The sequence below is a fragment of the Streptomyces sp. NPDC059002 genome, assembly GCF_042740435.1.
Taxonomy (GTDB): domain Bacteria; phylum Actinomycetota; class Actinomycetes; order Streptomycetales; family Streptomycetaceae; genus Streptomyces.
In genome coordinates, this window is sequence record NZ_JBHYJI010000043.1 from 32,685 (window position 1) to 49,977 (window position 17,293).

Here is a 17,293-nt window from a genome sequence, read left to right on the forward strand (position 1 = left end):
GCCTAGCACGCCGCCCTCTCAAGGCGGTAGCGCCGGTTCGAATCCGGTCGGGGGTACTGTAGGTCCTAGACTTGGTCTAGACCACATTGGGCTATGGTGTAATTGGCAGCACGACGGTTTCTGGTTCCGTTAGTTTAGGTTCGAGTCCTGGTAGCCCAGCTGGATCGTGTGGCAACACAAGATCCTCGCCCCCGTTGTGTAGCGGCCTAGCACGCCGCCCTCTCAAGGCGGTAGCGCCGGTTCGAATCCGGTCGGGGGTACAGAAGCGACAAGGGGCCTTCCCATCAGGGAGGGCCCCTTCGCCGTGTCCGGGGGTGGATCTCCTCATCTCCTGATCACGCCCCGGCTGATCACCCCTCGGTCGCCTCCGCCTCCGCCTCCGCCTCCGCCTCCGCCTCCGCCGCCTCGGCCGAACCGCCCGCTCTGTAGCGGCGATTGGACTCCTCGGCCTGTGCGATGCGCCGCAGGCTCAACAGCACCGGCTCGTACAGCACCGTGAGCGCGACGGCCGCCTCCACCTGCCGGTCCGGCGACTCGTACCGCTCGATCAAGTCCAGATCGGCGACGGCCAGTTGATGCCCCGAGCGGGCATAGGGCGCCAAGTCGCCGACGGCGCACGGATATCCGAGCCGGGACAGCGTGGCCACCGCGGTCACCAGCATCCGATAGGCCGGTGACGCGTCCGCGTACTCCTGCGCGTGTGCCCAGCCAAGACCTTCGAGCAGTGCGTCGACCGTGTCGCGCGCCTCCTGCGCGGCCCGGTCGCCCTCGGTGGACTCCGGGCCGTGCGGCAGGGCCCACACGGCCGTGCCCAGGCGGGAGTTGTGGTCCAGCGACTCGTCCTCCAGAGCGGCGAGCACCTCGCGCGCCGAGGCGATCGGCACCCGGCCCACCTGTATCAGCGCCCGCACCAGGCGCAGCCGCTGCAGATGCGAGTCGTCGTACTCGGCCTGTGTCGCCGTCACACGGCGGCCCGGCGGCAGTAGCCCCTCGCGCAAGTAGTACTTGATCGTGGCCGTGGGGACCCCGCTGTGCCGACTCAGCTCCGCCAGTCTCATCGACTCGTGCCTCCCTCTTGCGCCGCCGTTTGGAGAGTGGCACTATCCAATCATGGATAGCGGAACTATCCAATGCTCGGCCAGGGCTCTACGAAGGGGGAACCGTCATGAGCAGCAAGCCGATCGAAGGGCGCATGACCGCCGACGCGCGGGACGGAGTGGTCGTCTTCCACATCGGGATGCGCATCAACAACTTCCGTGCCGTACGCAGCTGGTGGCCCGTCTTCGTCGCGATGCCGCGCATGCTCAAGGAGCTGTCGAAGGACCGGGGGAGCGGGATGCTCGGATACCGGCTGCTGTTCGGCGGCACGCGCCTGGTGTACGTCGTCCAGTACTGGGAGTCGCAGGAGAAGCTGCTGGCCTACTCCGCGGCGCAGGACAAGGAACACCGGCCCGCGTGGGCGGCCTTCAACCGGCGCATCCGGGAAGGCAAGGGGAAGGTCGGCTTCTGGCACGAGACGTTCGTCGTGCCGGCCGGGGCCCATGAGGCCGTGTACGTCAACATGCCGGAGTTCGGCCTGGGCAAGGCCACGGGCGTGATTCCGGTGGGCCGTCGCGGGGAGCGTGCGGCCGATCGCCTCAGGGCGGTCTGAGGGTTCCGCGGGGCCAGGGGGCTACGGGGGTTCTGTGGGGGAGCGTGGCCGGGAGGGGCGCCGCGGCGTTGAGGCGCCTCCTCCTGGTCGCTCCATGTGTCAGCCCGAGCGGCGCAGGGCCTCGGAGAGGCGTCCGGCCGCGTCGATGACCGCCTGCGCGTGCATACGGCCCGGGTGGCGGGTCAGGCGCTCGATCGGTCCGGAGACCGAGACGGCGGCGACCACGCGGTTCGAGGGGCCGCGCACCGGCGCGGAGACGGACGCGACGCCCGGCTCCCGCTCGCCGATCGACTGGGCCCAGCCCCTGCGTCGTACGCCCGAGAGGGCCGTGGCCGTGAAACGGGCGCCCTGGAGGCCGCGGTGCAGGCGCTCGGGCTCCTCCCAGGCCATCAGGATCTGGGCCGACGAGCCCGCCTTCATCGTGAGCGTGGAGCCGACGGGGACGGTGTCCCGCAGGCCCGAGAGGCGCTCGGCCGCGGCGACGCAGATGCGCATGTCGCCCTGGCGGCGATAGAGCTGCGCGCTCTCGCCGGTCACGTCCCGCAGGTGCGTGAGGACCGGCCCCGCCGTCGCCAGCAGGCGGTCCTCGCCCGCCGCGGCGGCCAGTTCGGCCAGGCGCGGGCCGAGGATGAAACGGCCCTGCATGTCCCGCGCCACCATCCGGTGGTGTTCCAGTGCCACGGCCAGTCGGTGGGCCGTGGGTCGTGCGAGCCCGGTGGCCGCGACCAGTCCTGCGAGGGTGGCCGGACCGGACTCCAGGGCGCTCAAGACAAGAGCCGCCTTGTCGAGAACGCCGACGCCGCTAGAGTTGTCCATGCGTCGATACTCGCGTCTCACTCTGTGAAACGCAAGTTCAAATTTCCGTGGAACGCGCCACTCTGTACGAGCGATCCGCGGACCAACGGATTTCGCGGTCGACGCGCGGTACGAGGGGTACGCGCGTCGGCGAACAGATTCTCTAGTTGGGCCGGCGAAGCGGCCGGTCGGAGGGAAAGCGATGGGTAGGACACTCGCGGAGAAGGTCTGGGACGACCACGTCGTCCGGCGCGCCGAGGGCGAGCCCGACCTCCTCTACATCGATCTGCACCTGCTGCACGAGGTGACCAGCCCCCAGGCCTTCGACGGCCTCCGCCAGGCCGGCCGTCAGGTGCGGCGGCTCGACCTCACCATCGCGACCGAGGATCACAACACCCCGACCCTCGACATCGACAAGCCCATCGCCGACCCGGTCTCGCGCGCCCAGCTGGAGACGCTGCGCAAGAACTGCGCCGAGTTCGGGGTGCGCCTGCACCCGCTGGGCGACGTCGAGCAGGGCGTCGTCCACGTGGTGGGACCGCAGCTGGGACTGACCCAGCCCGGCACGACCGTGGTCTGCGGCGACTCGCACACCTCGACCCACGGAGCCTTCGGCGCCCTGGCGTTCGGCATCGGCACCTCCCAGGTCGAGCACGTGCTCGCCACCCAGACGCTGCCGATGGCCCGCCCGAAGACCATGGCCATCACGGTCGACGGCGAGCTGCCCGACGGCGTCACGGCCAAGGACCTGATCCTCGCCATCATCGCGAAGATCGGCACCGGCGGCGGCCAGGGCTACGTCCTGGAGTACCGCGGCCCGGCCATCGAGAAGCTCTCGATGGAGGCCCGCATGACCATCTGCAACATGTCGATCGAGGCGGGCGCCCGCGCGGGCATGATCGCCCCCGACGCGACCACCTTCGACTACATCAAGGGCCGCGCCCACGCCCCGCAGGGCGAGGACTGGGACGCCGCCGTGGCGTACTGGAAGACCCTGAAGACGGACGACGACGCGGTCTTCGACGCCGAGGTCTACATCGACGCCACCGCCCTCGCGCCGTTCGTCACCTGGGGCACCAACCCCGGCCAGGGAGCGCCCCTTTCGGCGAGCGTCCCCGACCCGGCTTCGTACGAAGACGCTTCGGAGCGCAACGCCGCCGAAAAGGCCCTGGAATACATGGGGTTGACCGCCGGGCAGCCGCTGCGCGACATCAAGGTCGACACCGTCTTCGTAGGTTCGTGCACCAACGGCCGCATCGAGGACCTGCGCGCGGCCGCCTCCGTCGTCGAGGGCCGCAAAGTCGCCGACGGCGTACGGATGCTGGTCGTCCCCGGCTCGGTCCGGGTCGCCCTGCAGGCCGTCGAGGAGGGCCTGGACAAGGTGTTCACCGCCGCGGGAGCCGAATGGCGGCACGCGGGCTGCTCGATGTGCCTGGGCATGAACCCCGACCAACTGGCCCCCGGCGAGCGCTCGGCGTCCACCTCCAACCGCAACTTCGAAGGCAGGCAGGGCAAGGGCGGCCGCACCCACCTGGTCTCCCCGCAGGTGGCCGCCGCCACCGCGGTCACCGGCCACCTGGCCGCGCCCGCCGACCTGTCCGACGCCCCCGTGACCGCCGGAGTCTGAGAATCATGGAAGCTTTCACCACGCACACCGGCCGGGCCGTACCGCTGCGCCGCAGCAACGTCGACACCGACCAGATCATCCCCGCCCACTGGCTGAAGAAGGTCACCAGGGACGGTTTCGAGGACGGGCTCTTCGAGGCCTGGCGCAAGGACTCCGAGTTCGTGCTCAACAAGCCCGAGCGGCAGGGCGCCACGGTCCTGGTCGCGGGTCCCGACTTCGGTACGGGTTCCTCCCGCGAGCACGCCGTGTGGGCGCTGCAGAACTACGGCTTCAAGACCGTCATCTCCTCCCGCTTCGCCGACATCTTCCGCGGCAACTCGCTGAAGAACGGCCTGCTCACCGTCGTGCTCGACCAGAAGGTCGTGGACGCGCTCTGGGAGCTGACCGAGAACGACCCGCAGGCCGAGATCACCGTCGACCTCCAGGACCGCCAGGTCCGTGCGGAGGGCATCACCGCCGACTTCGAACTCGACGAAAACGCCCGCTGGCGGCTCCTGAACGGCCTCGACGACATCAGCATCACGCTGCAGAACGAGCCCGACATCGCCTCGTACGAGACCCGGCGCCCCTCGTACAAGCCGCGAACCGCGCAGGTCTGACACCCCGCAACACCCCCGTGTACCCCCAATCGTGGACGGTTGGGGGTACATCTGTGTGCGCTCCTCCAGGGGCCCCGATGACCTGAATGGGTGGTCTCAACTCCCTTGTTCCGGAAGGGAGAAGAGGCTTGAAATCCCCTTGTACTCGGCTTGAGCAGGTACCCTCAGGAGAGCGGCGGACGGCGGTAGTTACCCCCTGCGGAGGCGACAACTCGCCCTAGATGGCACAATCGGTGCATGGGACGTGACAGCCAACTCGAGCTCTACGGGCTCGTCGCGGACCAACTGAAGGAAGCGCACTCACGGGTGCGTGCACTGCAAGTCCCGGAGGGCGTACGGATGGCGCTGACCCGGAAGCTGCTGGTCATTACGGCCGCGGCCAAACACGATCTCGCCGATGCGGCAAGGCGTCTGGAGCGATTGATGGCGTCCCTCGACGAAGTTGACGAGGGCCGATTCCCCGAAGACGCCTGAGCCACAAGCCTCAACATGCCTTCGAGGAACTCCGAGATGGTCTAGTTCGTTGCGGCACAAGGGTGATTAGCCCGTTTCGTGTTTGATTTGCGGTATATATCTGCCTAACGTGCGAAAAAGCCGGAGTATTTCGCTCCCGGCAATGTCTCCGAAGGGGAAGACGTGAACAAGGCGCAGCTCGTAGAAGCGATTGCCGACAAGGTTGGCGGCCGTCAGCAGGCCGCCGACGCCGTGGACGCGGTCCTGGACGCCATCGTCCGTGCCGTTGTCAGCGGGGACCGCGTTTCGGTCACGGGCTTCGGCTCGTTCGAGAAGGTCGACCGCCCGGCCCGTTACGCCCGCAACCCGCAGACCGGGGAGCGCGTGCGGGTCAAGAAGACCTCGGTTCCGCGGTTCCGCGCGGGCCAGGGCTTCAAGGACCTGGTGAGCGGCTCGAAGAAGCTCCCGAAGAACGACGTCGCGGTCAAGAAGGCGCCCAAGGGCAGCCTCTCGGGTGGCACTTCCACCCGCTCGACCGTCAAGAAGGCCGCGGCCAAGAAGGCCACCGCCAAGAAGACGGCGACGAAGGCAGTGGCGAAGAAGACCACCGCCAAGAAGACCACCGCGAAGAAGACCACGGCGACGGCGAAGAAGACCGCCGCCAAGAAGGCCACCGCCAAGAAGACGGCGACGAAGGCCACGGCCAAGAAGGCGACGGCGAAGAAGACCACCGCCAAGAAGGCCGCGCCCGCCAAGAAGGCCACCGCCAAGAAGACGGCACCGGCCAAGAAGGCCACGGCGAAGAAGGCGCCCGCGAAGAAGTCCACGGCGCGCAAGACGACCGCCAAGAAGGCCACGGCCCGCAAGAAGTAAGGGCACGAGGGCACTCACGCGCCGGGCCGGACTCCCACGGGGGAGCCCGGCCCGCGTCGTGTGTCCGGACGGCTTTTCGGCGCCCCCGGAGGGCGCCTTGGGGCGTCCGGGGCCCGTCTCAGAACGTCTGCAGCGTCACCAGCGTGATGCGGCGCGCCTCGCCCTCGCCGTCCACCTCGATGCGGACGCGCTGACCGGGCCGGAGCAGCCGCAGCCCGCCCGCGTCGAACGCGGGGGCCGCGAAAGGCACCGGGGTGCCGTCGTCGAGCAGCACGCTGCCGCTGCGGGTCTCGGAGTCGTACGTGTACGCGGTCGCCTGCATGGGGGCAGCGTACTCAGTCGGCGATGAGCAGCCGGGCCGCGGCCGCCGCGGTGCGCGGGCCGACGCCGAGCGCGAGTGCGGCCCGCAGGTCGTCGCCGGTGTCCACGTCCTGGCGTACGGAATCGACGCCGTCCAGCGCGAGTTCCACCGCCCCGGACGCCGTGTGCCGGGCGCGGGACGCCCCGCCGAATACCGGCCGCAATTCCGTTCCGGCCACGGCCGAGAGCAGTGTTGTGCCGATTCCCGCGGCATCGGGCAGGAATGCCCGGGGGAATTGGGCGGCCCCGTCGAGGACCCGGGCCAATTCCAGCGGGCGCAGCGCCGGCAGATCGGCGTTCAGGGCCGCGACAGCCGCTTCGGGCCGTTCGGCGCGCACGGCGGCCGTTCCGTGCCGCAGAGCGGCGTTGAGGCCCCCTCCCGGCGCATCGGGGACGATCCGCGCGCCCAGCGCCGCCAGCTCACGGCCGGCCAGGGCGTCGTCCGTGACGACCGCCACATCCCGTACCGCGGGGCAGGCCGCCGCGGCGGCCACGGTGTCCTGCGCGAACGCCAGGGCGAGGCCGGGCCGCAGGCCGTCGCCGGCGCTCGCGGCGAGCCTGCTCTTGGCGCGCGCCAGCGGCTTCAGGGGTATGACCAGGGTCCACTGCACGAGCGCTCCGTCCTTCGCGTCGCGCCCATTGTGACCTGCTGGGGGATCCGGGCACCGAGGCCGGGGAAAGGTACGTCGCGCAGGGGCTCGTTGGAGGGGCTCATTGGAGGGGCGGTGGCGGGAGACGGGTGGGCGTACGGTGTTCTCGACAGACAGGCAGCCTGGGGCGACACTTGTGCGGCCGACCAGGTTCATGGAGGAAGGTGTCCGCGTGTCCCGCCGCAGAATCGGCTTCTGGTACCGCCTTGCGGCGGTCATCGCAAAACCGCCGCTGGTGGTTCTGTTCAAGCGGGACTGGCGTGGAATGGAACACATTCCGGCCGACGGCGGATTCATCACGGCGGTGAATCACAACTCACATATCGACCCGCTCTCGTACGCGCACTTCCAGTACAACACCGGACGGGTGCCGCGTTTCCTGGCAAAGGACGGCCTTTTCAAGGGCGGTTTTGTCGCGAAGGTGATGAAGGGCACGGGCCAGATCCCGGTCTACCGCGAGACCACAAACGCCCTCGACGCCTTCCGCGCCGCGGTCGACGCCATCGAACGCGGCGAGTGCGTCGCGTTCTACCCCGAGGGCACCCTCACCAGGGACCCCGACATGTGGCCGATGACCGCCAAGTCCGGTGCCGCGCGGGTCGCCCTGAAGACGAAGTGCCCGGTGATTCCGGTCGCGCAGTGGGGCGCCAACCTCGCACTGCCGCCTTACAGCAAGAAGCCCTCCTTCTTCCCGCGCAAGACCCTTCAGGTGAAGGCCGGAGCCCCCGTCGACCTGTCGCGCTTCTACGACAAGGAGCCGACCGCCGAGGTGCTGCGCGAGGTGACCGAGACCATCATGGCCGCGATCACCGAACTCCTTGAAGAGGTCAGGGGCGAGAAGGCCCCTCAGACGCCGTACGACCCGCGCAAGGCGCGGCGTGAGCAACGACGCAAGGCCGCGGGCCGCAGCACCCCGCAGAGCACCGAAAAGAGCACCCCGGAGGACAGCAAGTGACGAACCCCGTGAACTCGGCAGGCCCTGTGAAGGCCGCCGTCTTCGGAACGGGCTCCTGGGGTACGGCCTTCGGCATGGTGCTCGCCGACGCGGGGTGCGACGTCACCCTGTGGGGCCGTCGCACCGAACTCGCCGAAGCGGTCAACTCCACGCGGACCAACCCGGACTACCTCCCCGGCGTCGAGCTCCCGGAGAACCTCAGGGCGACCACCGACCCCGCGGAGGCCGTGGCGGGCGCCGACTTCACGGTGCTCGCCGTGCCCTCGCAGACGCTGCGCGAGAACCTCGCCGCGTGGGCGCCGCTGCTCGCCCCCGACACGGTCCTCGTCTCGCTCATGAAGGGCGTCGAACTCGGCTCCGCGATGCGGATGAGCGAAGTCATCGAGGACGTCACGAAGGTCCCCGCGGACCGCGTCGCCGTCGTCACCGGGCCCAACCTCGCCCGCGAGATCGCCGCACGGCAGCCCGCGGCCGCCGTGGTGGCCTGCCGGGACGAGGCGGTCGCCCAACGCCTCCAGACGGCCTGCCACACCCCGTACTTCCGCCCGTACACCAACACCGACGTGGTCGGCTGCGAACTCGGCGGCGCCGTCAAGAACGTCATCGGGCTCGCCGTCGGCATCGCGGACGGCATGGGCCTGGGGGACAACGCCAAGGGCTCGCTCATCACGCGCGGCCTCGCCGAGACCACCCGGCTCGGGCTCGCCATGGGCGCCGACCCGCTGACGTTCTCCGGACTGGCGGGCCTCGGCGACCTCGTGGCGACCTGCTCGTCGCCGCTCTCGCGCAACCACACCTTCGGCACCAACCTCGGCAAGGGCATGACCCTGGAGGAGACGATCGCGGTCACCAAGCAGACCGCGGAGGGCGTCAAGTCCTGTGAGTCGGTGCTCGATCTGGCCCGCAGGCACGGCGTCGACATGCCGATCACGGAGACCGTCGTGGGCATCGTGCACGAGGGCACCCCGCCGATGGTCGCCCTCAAGGAGCTCATGTCGCGCAGTGCCAAGCCCGAGCGTCGCTGACTGATTTTGGGACAGCGGGTACTCTCGACGCGATATGAGCAGCGAGAACCTCCCCCAGAGCCCTGAGCAGCGCCCCGAGTCGAGCTCTGAGCAGTCGCTCCGCAAGCCGCGTGTGGCCGTCGTGTTCGGCGGCCGCAGCTCGGAGCACGGCATCTCCGTCGTCACGGCGGGCGCCGTGCTGCGCGCGATCGACCGCTCCAAGTACGACGTGCTGCCGATCGGCATCACCACGGACGGCCGTTGGGCGCTGACCGCCGACGAGCCCGAGCGGATGGCGATCGCCGACCGCCAGATGCCGAACGTGGCCGACCTCTCCGACTCCGTCGACGGCGGCGTCGTACTGCCCCTGGCCCCCGGCAACCGTGAGGTCGTCTACAGCGAGCCGGGCTCCGTGCCCAAGGCGCTCGGCGAGGTCGACGTCGTCTTCCCGATGCTGCACGGTCCCTACGGAGAGGACGGCACCCTCCAGGGGCTGCTCGAACTCTCCGGAGTGCCCTACGTCGGCTCCGGAGTCCTCGCCTCGGCCGTCGGCCAGGACAAGGACTACATGAAGCGGGTGTTCACGTCCTTCGGGCTGAACGTCGGCCCCTACCTGGTGATCCGCCCGCGCGAGTGGCGGCAGGACGAGTCGGGCGCCCGGCAGCGCATCGCGGACTTCGCGGGCGAGCACGGCTGGCCGCTGTTCATCAAGCCCGCGCGCGCGGGCTCTTCGATCGGCATCACGAAGGTCGACTCCTTCGAGGGCCTCGACGAGGCGATCGCCGAGGCGCAGCTCCACGACCCCAAGATCCTCGTCGAGGCGCTGCTGCGCGGCCGCGAGATCGAGTGCGGCGTCCTGGAGTTCGAGGACGGGCCGCGGGCGAGCGTCCCCGCCGAGATCCCCCCGGTGCAGGCGCACGACTACTACGACTTCGAGGCGAAGTACATCGACTCGACGCCCGGCATCGTGCCCGCCCCGCTGACGCCCGAGGAGACCGCGGAGATCCAGCGGCTCGCGGTCGAGGCGTTCGAGGCGGCGTCCTGCGAGGGCCTGGTGCGCGCGGACTTCTTCCTCACCGAGGACGGCCGGTTCGTGATCAACGAGATCAACACGATGCCGGGCTTCACGCCCATCTCGATGTACCCGCAGATGTGGGAGAAGAGCGGCGTCAGCTACGAAGAGCTGGTGGACCGCCTCATCCAGGCGGCGCTCAACCGCTCGACGGGCCTGCGCTAGCGGCCCTCCAGGAGGCGGGACGGTTCCCCGGGGGTCAGGCGATCCCCGTGGGGACGGTCTTCTTGATGGGTCCGGCGAAGTCCGTGAGCGGCCCCAGGCCGTCCCCCGTCCGCTCCTTGGGCAAGGTCACCTCTACGTAGGCGAGGCGCGCCCCTGTGGTGAAGGTGTACGACCCGTCGTCGTTCTTCTGCAGCAGCCAGGCGACACCGTTCACCTTCACGCCGTTCTGCGCGGCGTAATCGGGGTCGATCATCTCGGGGGGCCGCTGCACACCGCAGCGCAGTATGATCGCCGGGTCTCCCCAGCCGGCGGTCAGCTCGGACTCGGGTCCGGGGTCGGTGCGCTCCAACCCGTCGATCTTCTTCGGGAGCTGTTCGTGCAGGTTCCGGCAGAGTCCCGCGGTCTTAGCGTCCGGGGACGGAACCGCCACTGACGCCTCGTCGTCCGTAACTGAACAGGCCGCTGTCGTGATCAACAGGGCGAGGGCGGACGTTCCTGTGAGGCAGCGGCGCCGGAGACGGGGGATGTTCACCGGGCCAGGGTAGACGGGGGCTACAAGTGCACGACCGGGCAGGTCAGAGTTCGGGTGATGCCGTCCACCTGCTGAACCTTCGCGACCACCATGCGGCCGAGCTCGTCCACGGTGTCGGCCTGGGCGCGCACGATGACGTCGTAGGGTCCGGTCACGTCCTCGGCCTGAATCACTCCTGGGATCTTGCCGATCAGCTCGGCGACGGTCGACGCCTTGCCGACCTCTGTTTGGATCAGGATGTACGCCTGTACCACGGAACCTCCAGGGCGGCCACGAGGATCATGTGGGGAGAAGGGACGCCACGGTACCGCGTCGCCGCTCGCCACGGGGAGACCCGGGTGAGCTGTGGCGCGCACATGGTGGTGGACGGACAACACAAGTTGACGGTCACGTCGACCGTACCGATGACAGTGGCGGCTCGCGACCGGGGGCCGAGCAGCGTGAAAGGGCATGGTGAGACTCGGTGAAGGGAACCGTGGGCGAGTTGGGGGAGTTCGGGCTCATCAGAGAGCTCACCTCCCGGCTCACCTCCACTCCGGCCGTACGGCTCGGCCCGGGCGATGACGCCGCGGTCGTGTCCGCTCCGGACCGCAGGGTCGTGGCGAGCACGGACATCCTCCTTGAGGGGCGGCACTTCCGCCGCGACTGGTCCACCGCGTACGACGTGGGCCGCAAGGCCGCCGCCCAGAACCTCGCGGACATCGCCGCGATGGGCGCCGTCCCCACCGCGCTGCTGCTCGGCCTCGTGGTGCCCGCCGAACTCCCCGCCAGCTGGGCCGTCGAGCTGATGGACGGACTCCGGGACGAGTGCCAGGTCGCGGGCGCCGCCGTCGTCGGCGGCGACGTCGTGCGCGGCGACACCATCACCGTCTCGATCACCGCGCTCGGCGATCTGCGCAACCACGAGCCGGTCACGCGCGCGGGTGCCCAGCCGGGCGACGTCGTCGCCGTGACGGGCTGGCTCGGCTGGTCCGCCGCCGGGCACGCGGTCCTCTCGCGCGGCTTCCGCTCGCCCCGCGCCTTCGTGGAGGCCCACCGCAGGCCCGAACCGCCGTACCACGCGGGCCCCGCGGCCGCCGGGCTCGGCGCGACCTCCATGACGGACGTCAGCGACGGGCTCATCGCCGACCTCGGCCACATCGCCGAGTCCAGCAAGGTGCGCATCGACATCCGCTCCGGAGACGTCGACGTGCCCTCGCAGATGAACGACATCGGTCAGGCCGTCGGCGTCGACCCGCTCCAGTGGGTGCTCAACGGCGGCGAGGACCACGCGATCGTGGCGACGTTCCCCGCCGACGTGAAGCTGCCCGCCCGCTGGAAGGTCATCGGCGAGGTCCTCAACCCCTCGGCGCTGCCCCAGGTGACCGTCGACGGCGCCCCGTGGACCAGCAAGGGCTGGGACCACTTCGGGGACAACGGGGACGCGGAGTGACCGCGCCGCCGCGGGTGCTCACCGTCGCCGGGTCCGACTCCGGGGGCGGCGCGGGCATCCAGGCCGACCTGAAGACGATGCTGGCCCTCGGCACGCACGGCATGAGTGTCGTGACGGCCGTGACCGCGCAGAACTCCCTGGGCGTGCAGGGCTTCTGGGAGCTTCCGGTGGAGGCGGTGCGGGCCCAGTACCGCAGCGTCGTCGACGACATCGGCGTACAGGCCGTGAAGACCGGCATGCTCGCGTCGGCCGAACTGGTCGAGGCCGTCGCCGAGTTGCTCGCGGGCACGGACGCGCCCGCGGTCGTCGACCCGGTGGGCGTCTCCAAGCACGGTGACGCGCTGCTCGCGGCGTCCGCCCTGGACTCCGTCCGCACGAAGCTGCTGCCGGTCGCCACGGTCGCGACGCCCAACCTCGACGAGGTCGCCCAACTCACCGGCGTGCACGTCGAGTCGGAGGACGATATGCGGCGCGCCGCGGCCGCCGTCCTCGCGTACGGGCCGCGGTGGGTGCTCATCAAGGGCGGCCATCTCAGCGGCGACGCCGTGGACTTGCTCACCGACGGCTCCGAAGAGCACGTGCTGCGCGCCCCGCGCCACGACAACCGCCACACGCACGGCACGGGCTGCACGCTCGCCAGCGCGATCGCCGCGCAGCTGGCGAAGGGGCAGAGCGTCCCCGAGGCCGTCATGGCGGCCAAGGAGTACGTCACCGGGGCGATCGCCGCCGGGTTCGCACTCGGCGACGGGATCGGCCCGGTGGATCACGGCTGGCGGTTCAGGGAGGCATAGCCCCGCGCGGGCTGCCGGGCGTAGTCCTTGAGCGTCAGGTCGCTCGCGGCCTTCTCGGTGAGCCTCTTGAAGAAGCCCGCCAGGAAACGGGAGCTGAGCATCCGGTACATCCGGTCGCGGCTGCGGATCTTCTTCTCGGTGGCCGGGGCGAGGAAGGGCCCCGCGTTGCCGGAGCTCTTCTGGCAGCCCTTGGCGTAGGCGCGGATCTCCGCCTCGTACGCGGCGAAGCCGGTCCGGTGGTCGCCCCGCGCGGCCGCGAGCTCACCGGCCAGGACGTACGCGGAGACCAGCGCGGTGCCGGTCCCGATGCCGCCCATCGTGGCGCCGTACCCGGCGTCGCCGAGCAGGACCACGCGGCCCTGTGAGAGCCGGTCGATGTGGATCTGGGCGATGGCGTCGAAGTACAGCTCGTCGGCGCTCTCCAGGCCGTCCAGGGCCTTTGCCGCGTGCGTCCAGCCCAGGCCCGCGAACCGGTCGGCGAGGATCTCCTTCTGCCGGCCGATGTCGTGCCGGTCGTAGTCGAGCCGTTCGGACTTGAAGACCAGGCACGCGCCCGCCGCCGACGGGTCGCCGTCATAGTTGTTGATCATGATGCTGCGGCCGGGCTCGCTGTAGATGCGGGCGGTGCGGTCGAGGCCGAGGTGGTTGGGGATGCCGAACCCCGCCACGTAGTAGCCGAGGAAGCGCAGGTACCGCGACTCGTCGCCGAAGACCAGACGGCGGGTGTGGGAGTGCAGTCCGTCGGCGCCGACGACCAGGTCGAAGCGGCGGGGAGCGCCGTGGTCGAAGGTCACGTCGATGCCTTCGGAGTCCTCGGTCAGCGAGGCGATGGAGTCTCCGAAGACGTACTCCACACGGTCCTTGGTCCGCTCGTACAGGATCTTGGAGAGCTCGCCGCGGAAGATCTCCACGTCGCCGCTCATCAGGAACGCGGGCAGATCCACCCGCTCCCGGTCGTCGGCCTCGACGATGGTCTGGCGGCCCATGTGCGTCTGCCGGCGGTGGACCTCGTCCCAGATGCCCATGCGGCGCAGCACGGTGCGGTGCACCTCGCCCCTGAAGTCGACCGCGAAGCCGCCCTCGCGCAGGGCGGGCGCCTTCTCCAGGACGGTGACGCGGGCCCCGTAGCGGGCGAGCCAGAGGGCGAGCGCGGGGCCAGCGACGCTGGCCCCCGAGATCAGGACGTTCAGGTGGGTGAGGCTGTGGGTGGCGGTCTGCGGGGTGCTCGTCGAGTTCGTCATGGGGGAAGCCTCGACGCGGCCGCTGACCGTGCGCCTACCGTTCCCTGACCGCCGCTGACCGAAGGCCGCGGCCCTGCTCGAAGGCCTTCTCGTACGCCTCCGGAGTCAGCCGCGCGCGGGCCGCCTCCTCGACGTGTACGACGTCGGGGTCACCGGCGATCAGGGTGCCGCGCAGGCCGTGCGCGGCGCCGAGGAACCGGGCGGCCTCCTCGGGGTCCTCGGCGACGGCCGCCAACGCCTCGGCGACCTCGGCCAGTTCACCGGTGTCCGAGGCCAGGACGCGGGCCTGCTCGATCCAGTCGGCGGCCTCCTCGGGACGGGACTCGGCGAGCGCGGTACGGCCCAGACCCACGAGGGTCCGCACGCTCTGCGCGAGGCTGAACCAGTTGGCGGCGTACGTCTCCAGAGCCGCTTCGTAGTGCTCACGCGCGCGTGCCGTGTCACCGGACAGGCGGGCCGCGTCACCGAGGCCGCGCCGCGCGGTCGCCACCTTGTCGGGGACACCGGTGGTGCGGGCCAGATCGGCGGCGCGCCTGTAATGGGCGGCGGCCTCCTCGAAGTCGCCCCGGTGCAGCAGGACCCTGGCGCGCTGCTGCAGCAGGTCGGCGGTCTCCTCGGGGGCCGCGAGCTCGCGCACGTACACGAGACCCTCGTCGATCAGGGCGAGCGCCCGGTCCCGCTCGCCGCGCCAGTCCGCGAACATCCCCAGCGGATCGAGGCAGTTGGCCATGCCCCAGCGGTCCCCGGTCTCCCTGAAGCCCGCGAGGGCGCTGGCGAAGGCCGCCTCGGCGGCCCCGGGGCGGCCTTCGAACTGCTCCTGGAAGCCCAGGCCGAGATCCAGCAGCGCCACACCCCAGGGATGCACGCCGACCTGGGCACGCACCCGCTCCGCCATGCTGTGGTCCGGGCCGCCCGCCACCGACCACTGCACGACCAGATGCGGCAGCCTGAGCGGCTGCTCGAGCCCGGCGACGAGCCGGTCGGCGTGGGCGAGGCGCTCCGGCTCCCCGGGGTCGTCGCCGTCGCCCGCGATCGTGTTGATCACACACAGGACGTACTCCTCGAAGAGGCCGTCCGGCGGCTCCGTGCCGACGGCGTCGAGGAGTTCGACGGCGCGCGCCCTGCGCTCCCCGTACAGCCCCCGCAGCCGCCAGAACCAGGACAGGGCGGCCAGCAGCCGGAGACCGCCGTGCGGGGCGGTGCGGGTCAGATGGCGCAGCGCGCCGTCCAGGTTGCCGCTCTCGGCGGAGAGCCCGGCCAGCCACGGCAGTTGGTCGCCGCCGCGCAGCATCGGCTCGGCCTGCTCGGCCAGGCGCAGGAAGTACGCGGCGTGCGCGTCCCGCAGCCGGTCCTCCTCGCCCGCGTCGGCGAGCCGCCGGGCGCAGAACGCGTGGATCGTCCTGAGCATGCCGTAGCGCCCGTCGGCCGCCTCCAGGAACGACTTCTCCACGAGCGAGGCGAGCAGATCCTCCGGGTACGGGATCCCGCAGACGGCCTCCACCGCGTCGAGCGTCGCCCCCGCGGGGAACACCGTCAGACGGCGGGCGAGCTCCCGCTCCTCGTCGTCGAGCAGCTCCCAGCTCCACTCGACGACCGCGTGCAGGGTGCGGTGCCGGGGAGCCTTCGTGCGGTCGCCGCGCGAGAGCAGCCGGAAGCGGTCGCCGAGCCGCGCGGCGAGCTCGTCCAGGGTGAGGGTGCGCAGCCGGGCCGCGGCCAGCTCGATGGCGAGCGGAAGACCGTCGAGGGCCGTGCAGATCTCATCGGTCAGGCGCCGTTCGTGTGCGTCGCGGGGGCCTTCCAGATCGGGGCGCACGGCCGCCGCCCGGTCGGCGAAGAGCCGGGCGGCGGGCTCGGCGGCCAGCGGCGGAACCGGCCACAGGACCTCGCCGGTGATCCCCAGACCCTCCCGGCTCGTGGCGAGGACCCGCACTCCGGAGCAGGCGCCCAGCAGCAGTCCGGTCACCGAGGCCGCCGCGTCGACGAGGTGCTCGCAGTTGTCCAGGACGAGCAGCAGCTCCCGCCCCTGCAGCGCGGAAAGCAGCCGCTCGGTGGCGTCGCCGCCCGGGGTGTGCAGGCCGTCGCGCACCCCGAGCGCGGTCAGGATCGCGTACGGCACCTGGGCCCCGTCGGCGAGCGGCGCGAGTTCCACGAAGCAGACGTCCGGCAGTACGCGGGCGGCCTCGACGGCGAGCCGCGTCTTGCCCGCACCACCGGGCCCGGTGAGCGTCACCAGGCGGGCATCCGCAAGGAGCGCACCGATCCGGGCGAGCTCGTCGGCCCGCCCGATGAACCGCGTCAGCTGCGCGGGGACGCCCCGCGGGCCGGCCGGTGCCTGCCCCCGCAGCAGCTCCAGATGGAGCGCGGACAGCTCGGCCGACGGGTCGGTGCCGAGCGCGTCGGCGAGGGCCCGCCGCGCCTCTTCGTAGACCGTGAGCGCCTCCGCGGGACGCCCGCCCGCGTGCAGCGCCCGCATCAGCTGCCCGTACAGCCGTTCGCTCAGCGGATGCCCGGAGATCAGCTCCCGCAGTTCCGGTACGAGGTCGGGGCCGCCGCCCACCGCGAGATCGGCGTCGACGCGGTCCTGCACGGCGGCCAGGCGTATCTCTTCGAGGCGGGTGACGAGGGGAGCGGCGTCCGGCAGATCGGCGAGGGCCGGGCCCCGCCACAGGCCGAGCGCCTCCCTCAGGAGCACGGCGGCCCCGGCATGATCACCGGAGCCGAGCAGCCGCCGCCCTTCGCGGGCGAGGCGCTCGAAACGGTGGAGGTCGACGTCCTCGGGGGAGACCGTGAGGCGGTAGCCGGTGGGCACGGCCTCGATGCCCAGGCCCAGACGCTTGCGGAGCCGGGAGACCTGGGACTGCAGGGCGTTCGCGGCGCCCGTGGGCGGCTCGTCCCCGTAGAGCCCGTCGGTCAGCCGCGCCACGGGGACCGTGCGGCCCGCGTCCAGGAGCAGCAGCGTGAGCAGCGCGCGGGGGCGCGGTCCGCCGGGGTCCAGCGGGGTGCCGTCGGGGGCGCGTACGTCGAGCGGGCCGAGGATGCCGAAGCGCATCCGTCAGATTCTGGCAGCAGCCACGCACGCGTGAAGGCCTGATG

18 protein-coding genes and 3 tRNA genes (1 of these 21 running past the window's edge) are annotated in these 17,293 nt (G+C 71.0%); 13 read left to right on the plus strand and 8 right to left on the minus strand.

The features are described from left to right. The 3 genes from ACFWZ2_RS30530 to ACFWZ2_RS30540 all read left to right on the plus strand — a co-directional run. Positions 1–56: transfer RNA gene (locus ACFWZ2_RS30530), tRNA-Glu, on the plus strand (it extends 117 nt beyond the left edge of the window). Between the two features lie 31 nt (positions 57–87). After that, positions 88–159 (plus strand) — tRNA-Gln (locus ACFWZ2_RS30535). Between the two features lie 28 nt (positions 160–187). Further along, a tRNA-Glu gene (locus ACFWZ2_RS30540) sits at positions 188–260 on the plus strand. 90 nt (positions 261–350) lie between these two features. On the opposite strand, the gene ACFWZ2_RS30545 is transcribed toward ACFWZ2_RS30540, so the two are convergent. Further along, the gene (locus tag ACFWZ2_RS30545) at positions 351–1,058 is read right to left on the minus strand and encodes a MerR family transcriptional regulator (protein WP_384551125.1); all 708 of its coding nucleotides are present in this window, start codon (positions 1,056–1,058) and stop codon (positions 351–353) included. 107 nt (positions 1,059–1,165) lie between these two features. Between ACFWZ2_RS30545 and ACFWZ2_RS30550 the strand changes: the two genes are divergently transcribed. Then, positions 1,166–1,651 (plus strand): DUF4188 domain-containing protein, encoded by a 486-nt coding sequence (locus tag ACFWZ2_RS30550; RefSeq protein WP_384551128.1) that lies wholly within the window; start codon positions 1,166–1,168, stop codon positions 1,649–1,651. Between the two features lie 99 nt (positions 1,652–1,750). On the opposite strand, the gene ndgR is transcribed toward ACFWZ2_RS30550, so the two are convergent. Continuing rightward, a complete protein-coding gene (ndgR, locus tag ACFWZ2_RS30555) occupies positions 1,751–2,467 on the minus strand; it encodes an IclR family transcriptional regulator NdgR (RefSeq protein ID WP_058942291.1) in 717 nt (238 codons plus the stop codon). Positions 2,468–2,648: 181 nt separating this feature from the next. On the opposite strand from ndgR, the gene leuC reads away from it, so the two are divergent. The 4 genes from leuC (at position 2,649) to ACFWZ2_RS30575 (ending at position 5,998) form a co-directional block, all read left to right on the plus strand. Next, complete coding sequence (gene leuC, locus ACFWZ2_RS30560; protein ID WP_384551130.1) at positions 2,649–4,073, plus strand: 3-isopropylmalate dehydratase large subunit; 1,425 nt, start codon at positions 2,649–2,651, stop codon at positions 4,071–4,073. 5 nt (positions 4,074–4,078) lie between these two features. Beyond that, a complete protein-coding gene (gene leuD, locus ACFWZ2_RS30565; protein ID WP_384551131.1) occupies positions 4,079–4,672 on the plus strand; it encodes a 3-isopropylmalate dehydratase small subunit in 594 nt (197 codons plus the stop codon). A gap of 237 nt (positions 4,673–4,909) precedes the next feature. Beyond that, entirely contained in the window at positions 4,910–5,146 is a 237-nt protein-coding gene (locus ACFWZ2_RS30570; RefSeq protein WP_384551133.1) for a hypothetical protein, read from the plus strand. Between the two features lie 162 nt (positions 5,147–5,308). Then, positions 5,309–5,998: an HU family DNA-binding protein gene (locus ACFWZ2_RS30575; protein WP_384551135.1), complete on the plus strand. Its 690-nt coding sequence runs from the start codon at positions 5,309–5,311 to the stop codon at positions 5,996–5,998. Between the two features lie 118 nt (positions 5,999–6,116). On the opposite strand, the gene ACFWZ2_RS30580 is transcribed toward ACFWZ2_RS30575, so the two are convergent. Both ACFWZ2_RS30580 and cofC read right to left on the minus strand, forming a co-directional pair. Continuing rightward, on the minus strand, positions 6,117–6,320 hold the full coding sequence (locus ACFWZ2_RS30580; protein ID WP_361180435.1) for a hypothetical protein: 204 nt from the start codon (positions 6,318–6,320) through the stop codon (positions 6,117–6,119). Between the two features lie 13 nt (positions 6,321–6,333). Continuing rightward, positions 6,334–6,969: a 2-phospho-L-lactate guanylyltransferase gene (gene cofC, locus ACFWZ2_RS30585; protein ID WP_384551137.1), complete on the minus strand. Its 636-nt coding sequence runs from the start codon at positions 6,967–6,969 to the stop codon at positions 6,334–6,336. Positions 6,970–7,180: 211 nt separating this feature from the next. Between cofC and ACFWZ2_RS30590 the strand changes: the two genes are divergently transcribed. The 3 genes from ACFWZ2_RS30590 to ACFWZ2_RS30600 are packed head-to-tail and all read left to right on the plus strand — an operon-like array spanning position 7,181 to position 10,204. Then, the gene (locus ACFWZ2_RS30590) at positions 7,181–7,963 is read left to right on the plus strand and encodes a lysophospholipid acyltransferase family protein (RefSeq protein WP_384551139.1); all 783 of its coding nucleotides are present in this window, start codon (positions 7,181–7,183) and stop codon (positions 7,961–7,963) included. Then, complete coding sequence (locus ACFWZ2_RS30595; protein WP_384551141.1) at positions 7,960–8,988, plus strand: NAD(P)H-dependent glycerol-3-phosphate dehydrogenase; 1,029 nt, start codon at positions 7,960–7,962, stop codon at positions 8,986–8,988. Before ACFWZ2_RS30590 ends, ACFWZ2_RS30595 begins: the two co-directional genes overlap by 4 nt. 34 nt (positions 8,989–9,022) lie before the next feature. Beyond that, positions 9,023–10,204, plus strand: coding sequence for a D-alanine--D-alanine ligase family protein (locus tag ACFWZ2_RS30600; RefSeq protein ID WP_384551143.1), 1,182 nt, complete (start codon positions 9,023–9,025; stop codon positions 10,202–10,204). Positions 10,205–10,238: 34 nt separating this feature from the next. Here the strand turns inward: ACFWZ2_RS30600 and ACFWZ2_RS30605 are convergent, their stop codons facing one another. Next, positions 10,239–10,736 carry a DUF3515 domain-containing protein gene (locus ACFWZ2_RS30605; protein ID WP_384551144.1) on the minus strand — a complete coding sequence of 166 codons (498 nt, stop codon included), beginning with the start codon at positions 10,734–10,736 and terminating at the stop codon, positions 10,239–10,241. A gap of 20 nt (positions 10,737–10,756) precedes the next feature. Beyond that, positions 10,757–10,990, minus strand: coding sequence for an Lrp/AsnC family transcriptional regulator (locus tag ACFWZ2_RS30610; protein WP_016642988.1), 234 nt, complete (start codon positions 10,988–10,990; stop codon positions 10,757–10,759). Between the two features lie 209 nt (positions 10,991–11,199). Here ACFWZ2_RS30610 and ACFWZ2_RS30615 point away from each other — a divergent pair, with 209 nt between their 5' ends. Next, on the plus strand, positions 11,200–12,168 hold the full coding sequence (locus tag ACFWZ2_RS30615; RefSeq protein ID WP_384551147.1) for a thiamine-phosphate kinase: 969 nt from the start codon (positions 11,200–11,202) through the stop codon (positions 12,166–12,168). After that, entirely contained in the window at positions 12,165–12,959 is a 795-nt protein-coding gene (gene thiD, locus ACFWZ2_RS30620) for a bifunctional hydroxymethylpyrimidine kinase/phosphomethylpyrimidine kinase (RefSeq protein ID WP_384551148.1), read from the plus strand. Before ACFWZ2_RS30615 ends, thiD begins: the two co-directional genes overlap by 4 nt. Here the strand turns inward: thiD and ACFWZ2_RS30625 are convergent. Then, positions 12,932–14,200, minus strand: coding sequence for an FAD-dependent monooxygenase (locus ACFWZ2_RS30625; RefSeq protein WP_384551150.1), 1,269 nt, complete (start codon positions 14,198–14,200; stop codon positions 12,932–12,934). The genes thiD and ACFWZ2_RS30625 overlap by 28 nt on opposite strands. A 34-nt stretch (positions 14,201–14,234) precedes the next feature. Then, positions 14,235–17,249, minus strand: a complete 3,015-nt coding sequence (locus ACFWZ2_RS30630) for a BTAD domain-containing putative transcriptional regulator (RefSeq protein ID WP_384551152.1) — start codon at positions 17,247–17,249, stop codon at positions 14,235–14,237. Positions 17,250–17,293 lie beyond the last annotated feature (44 nt).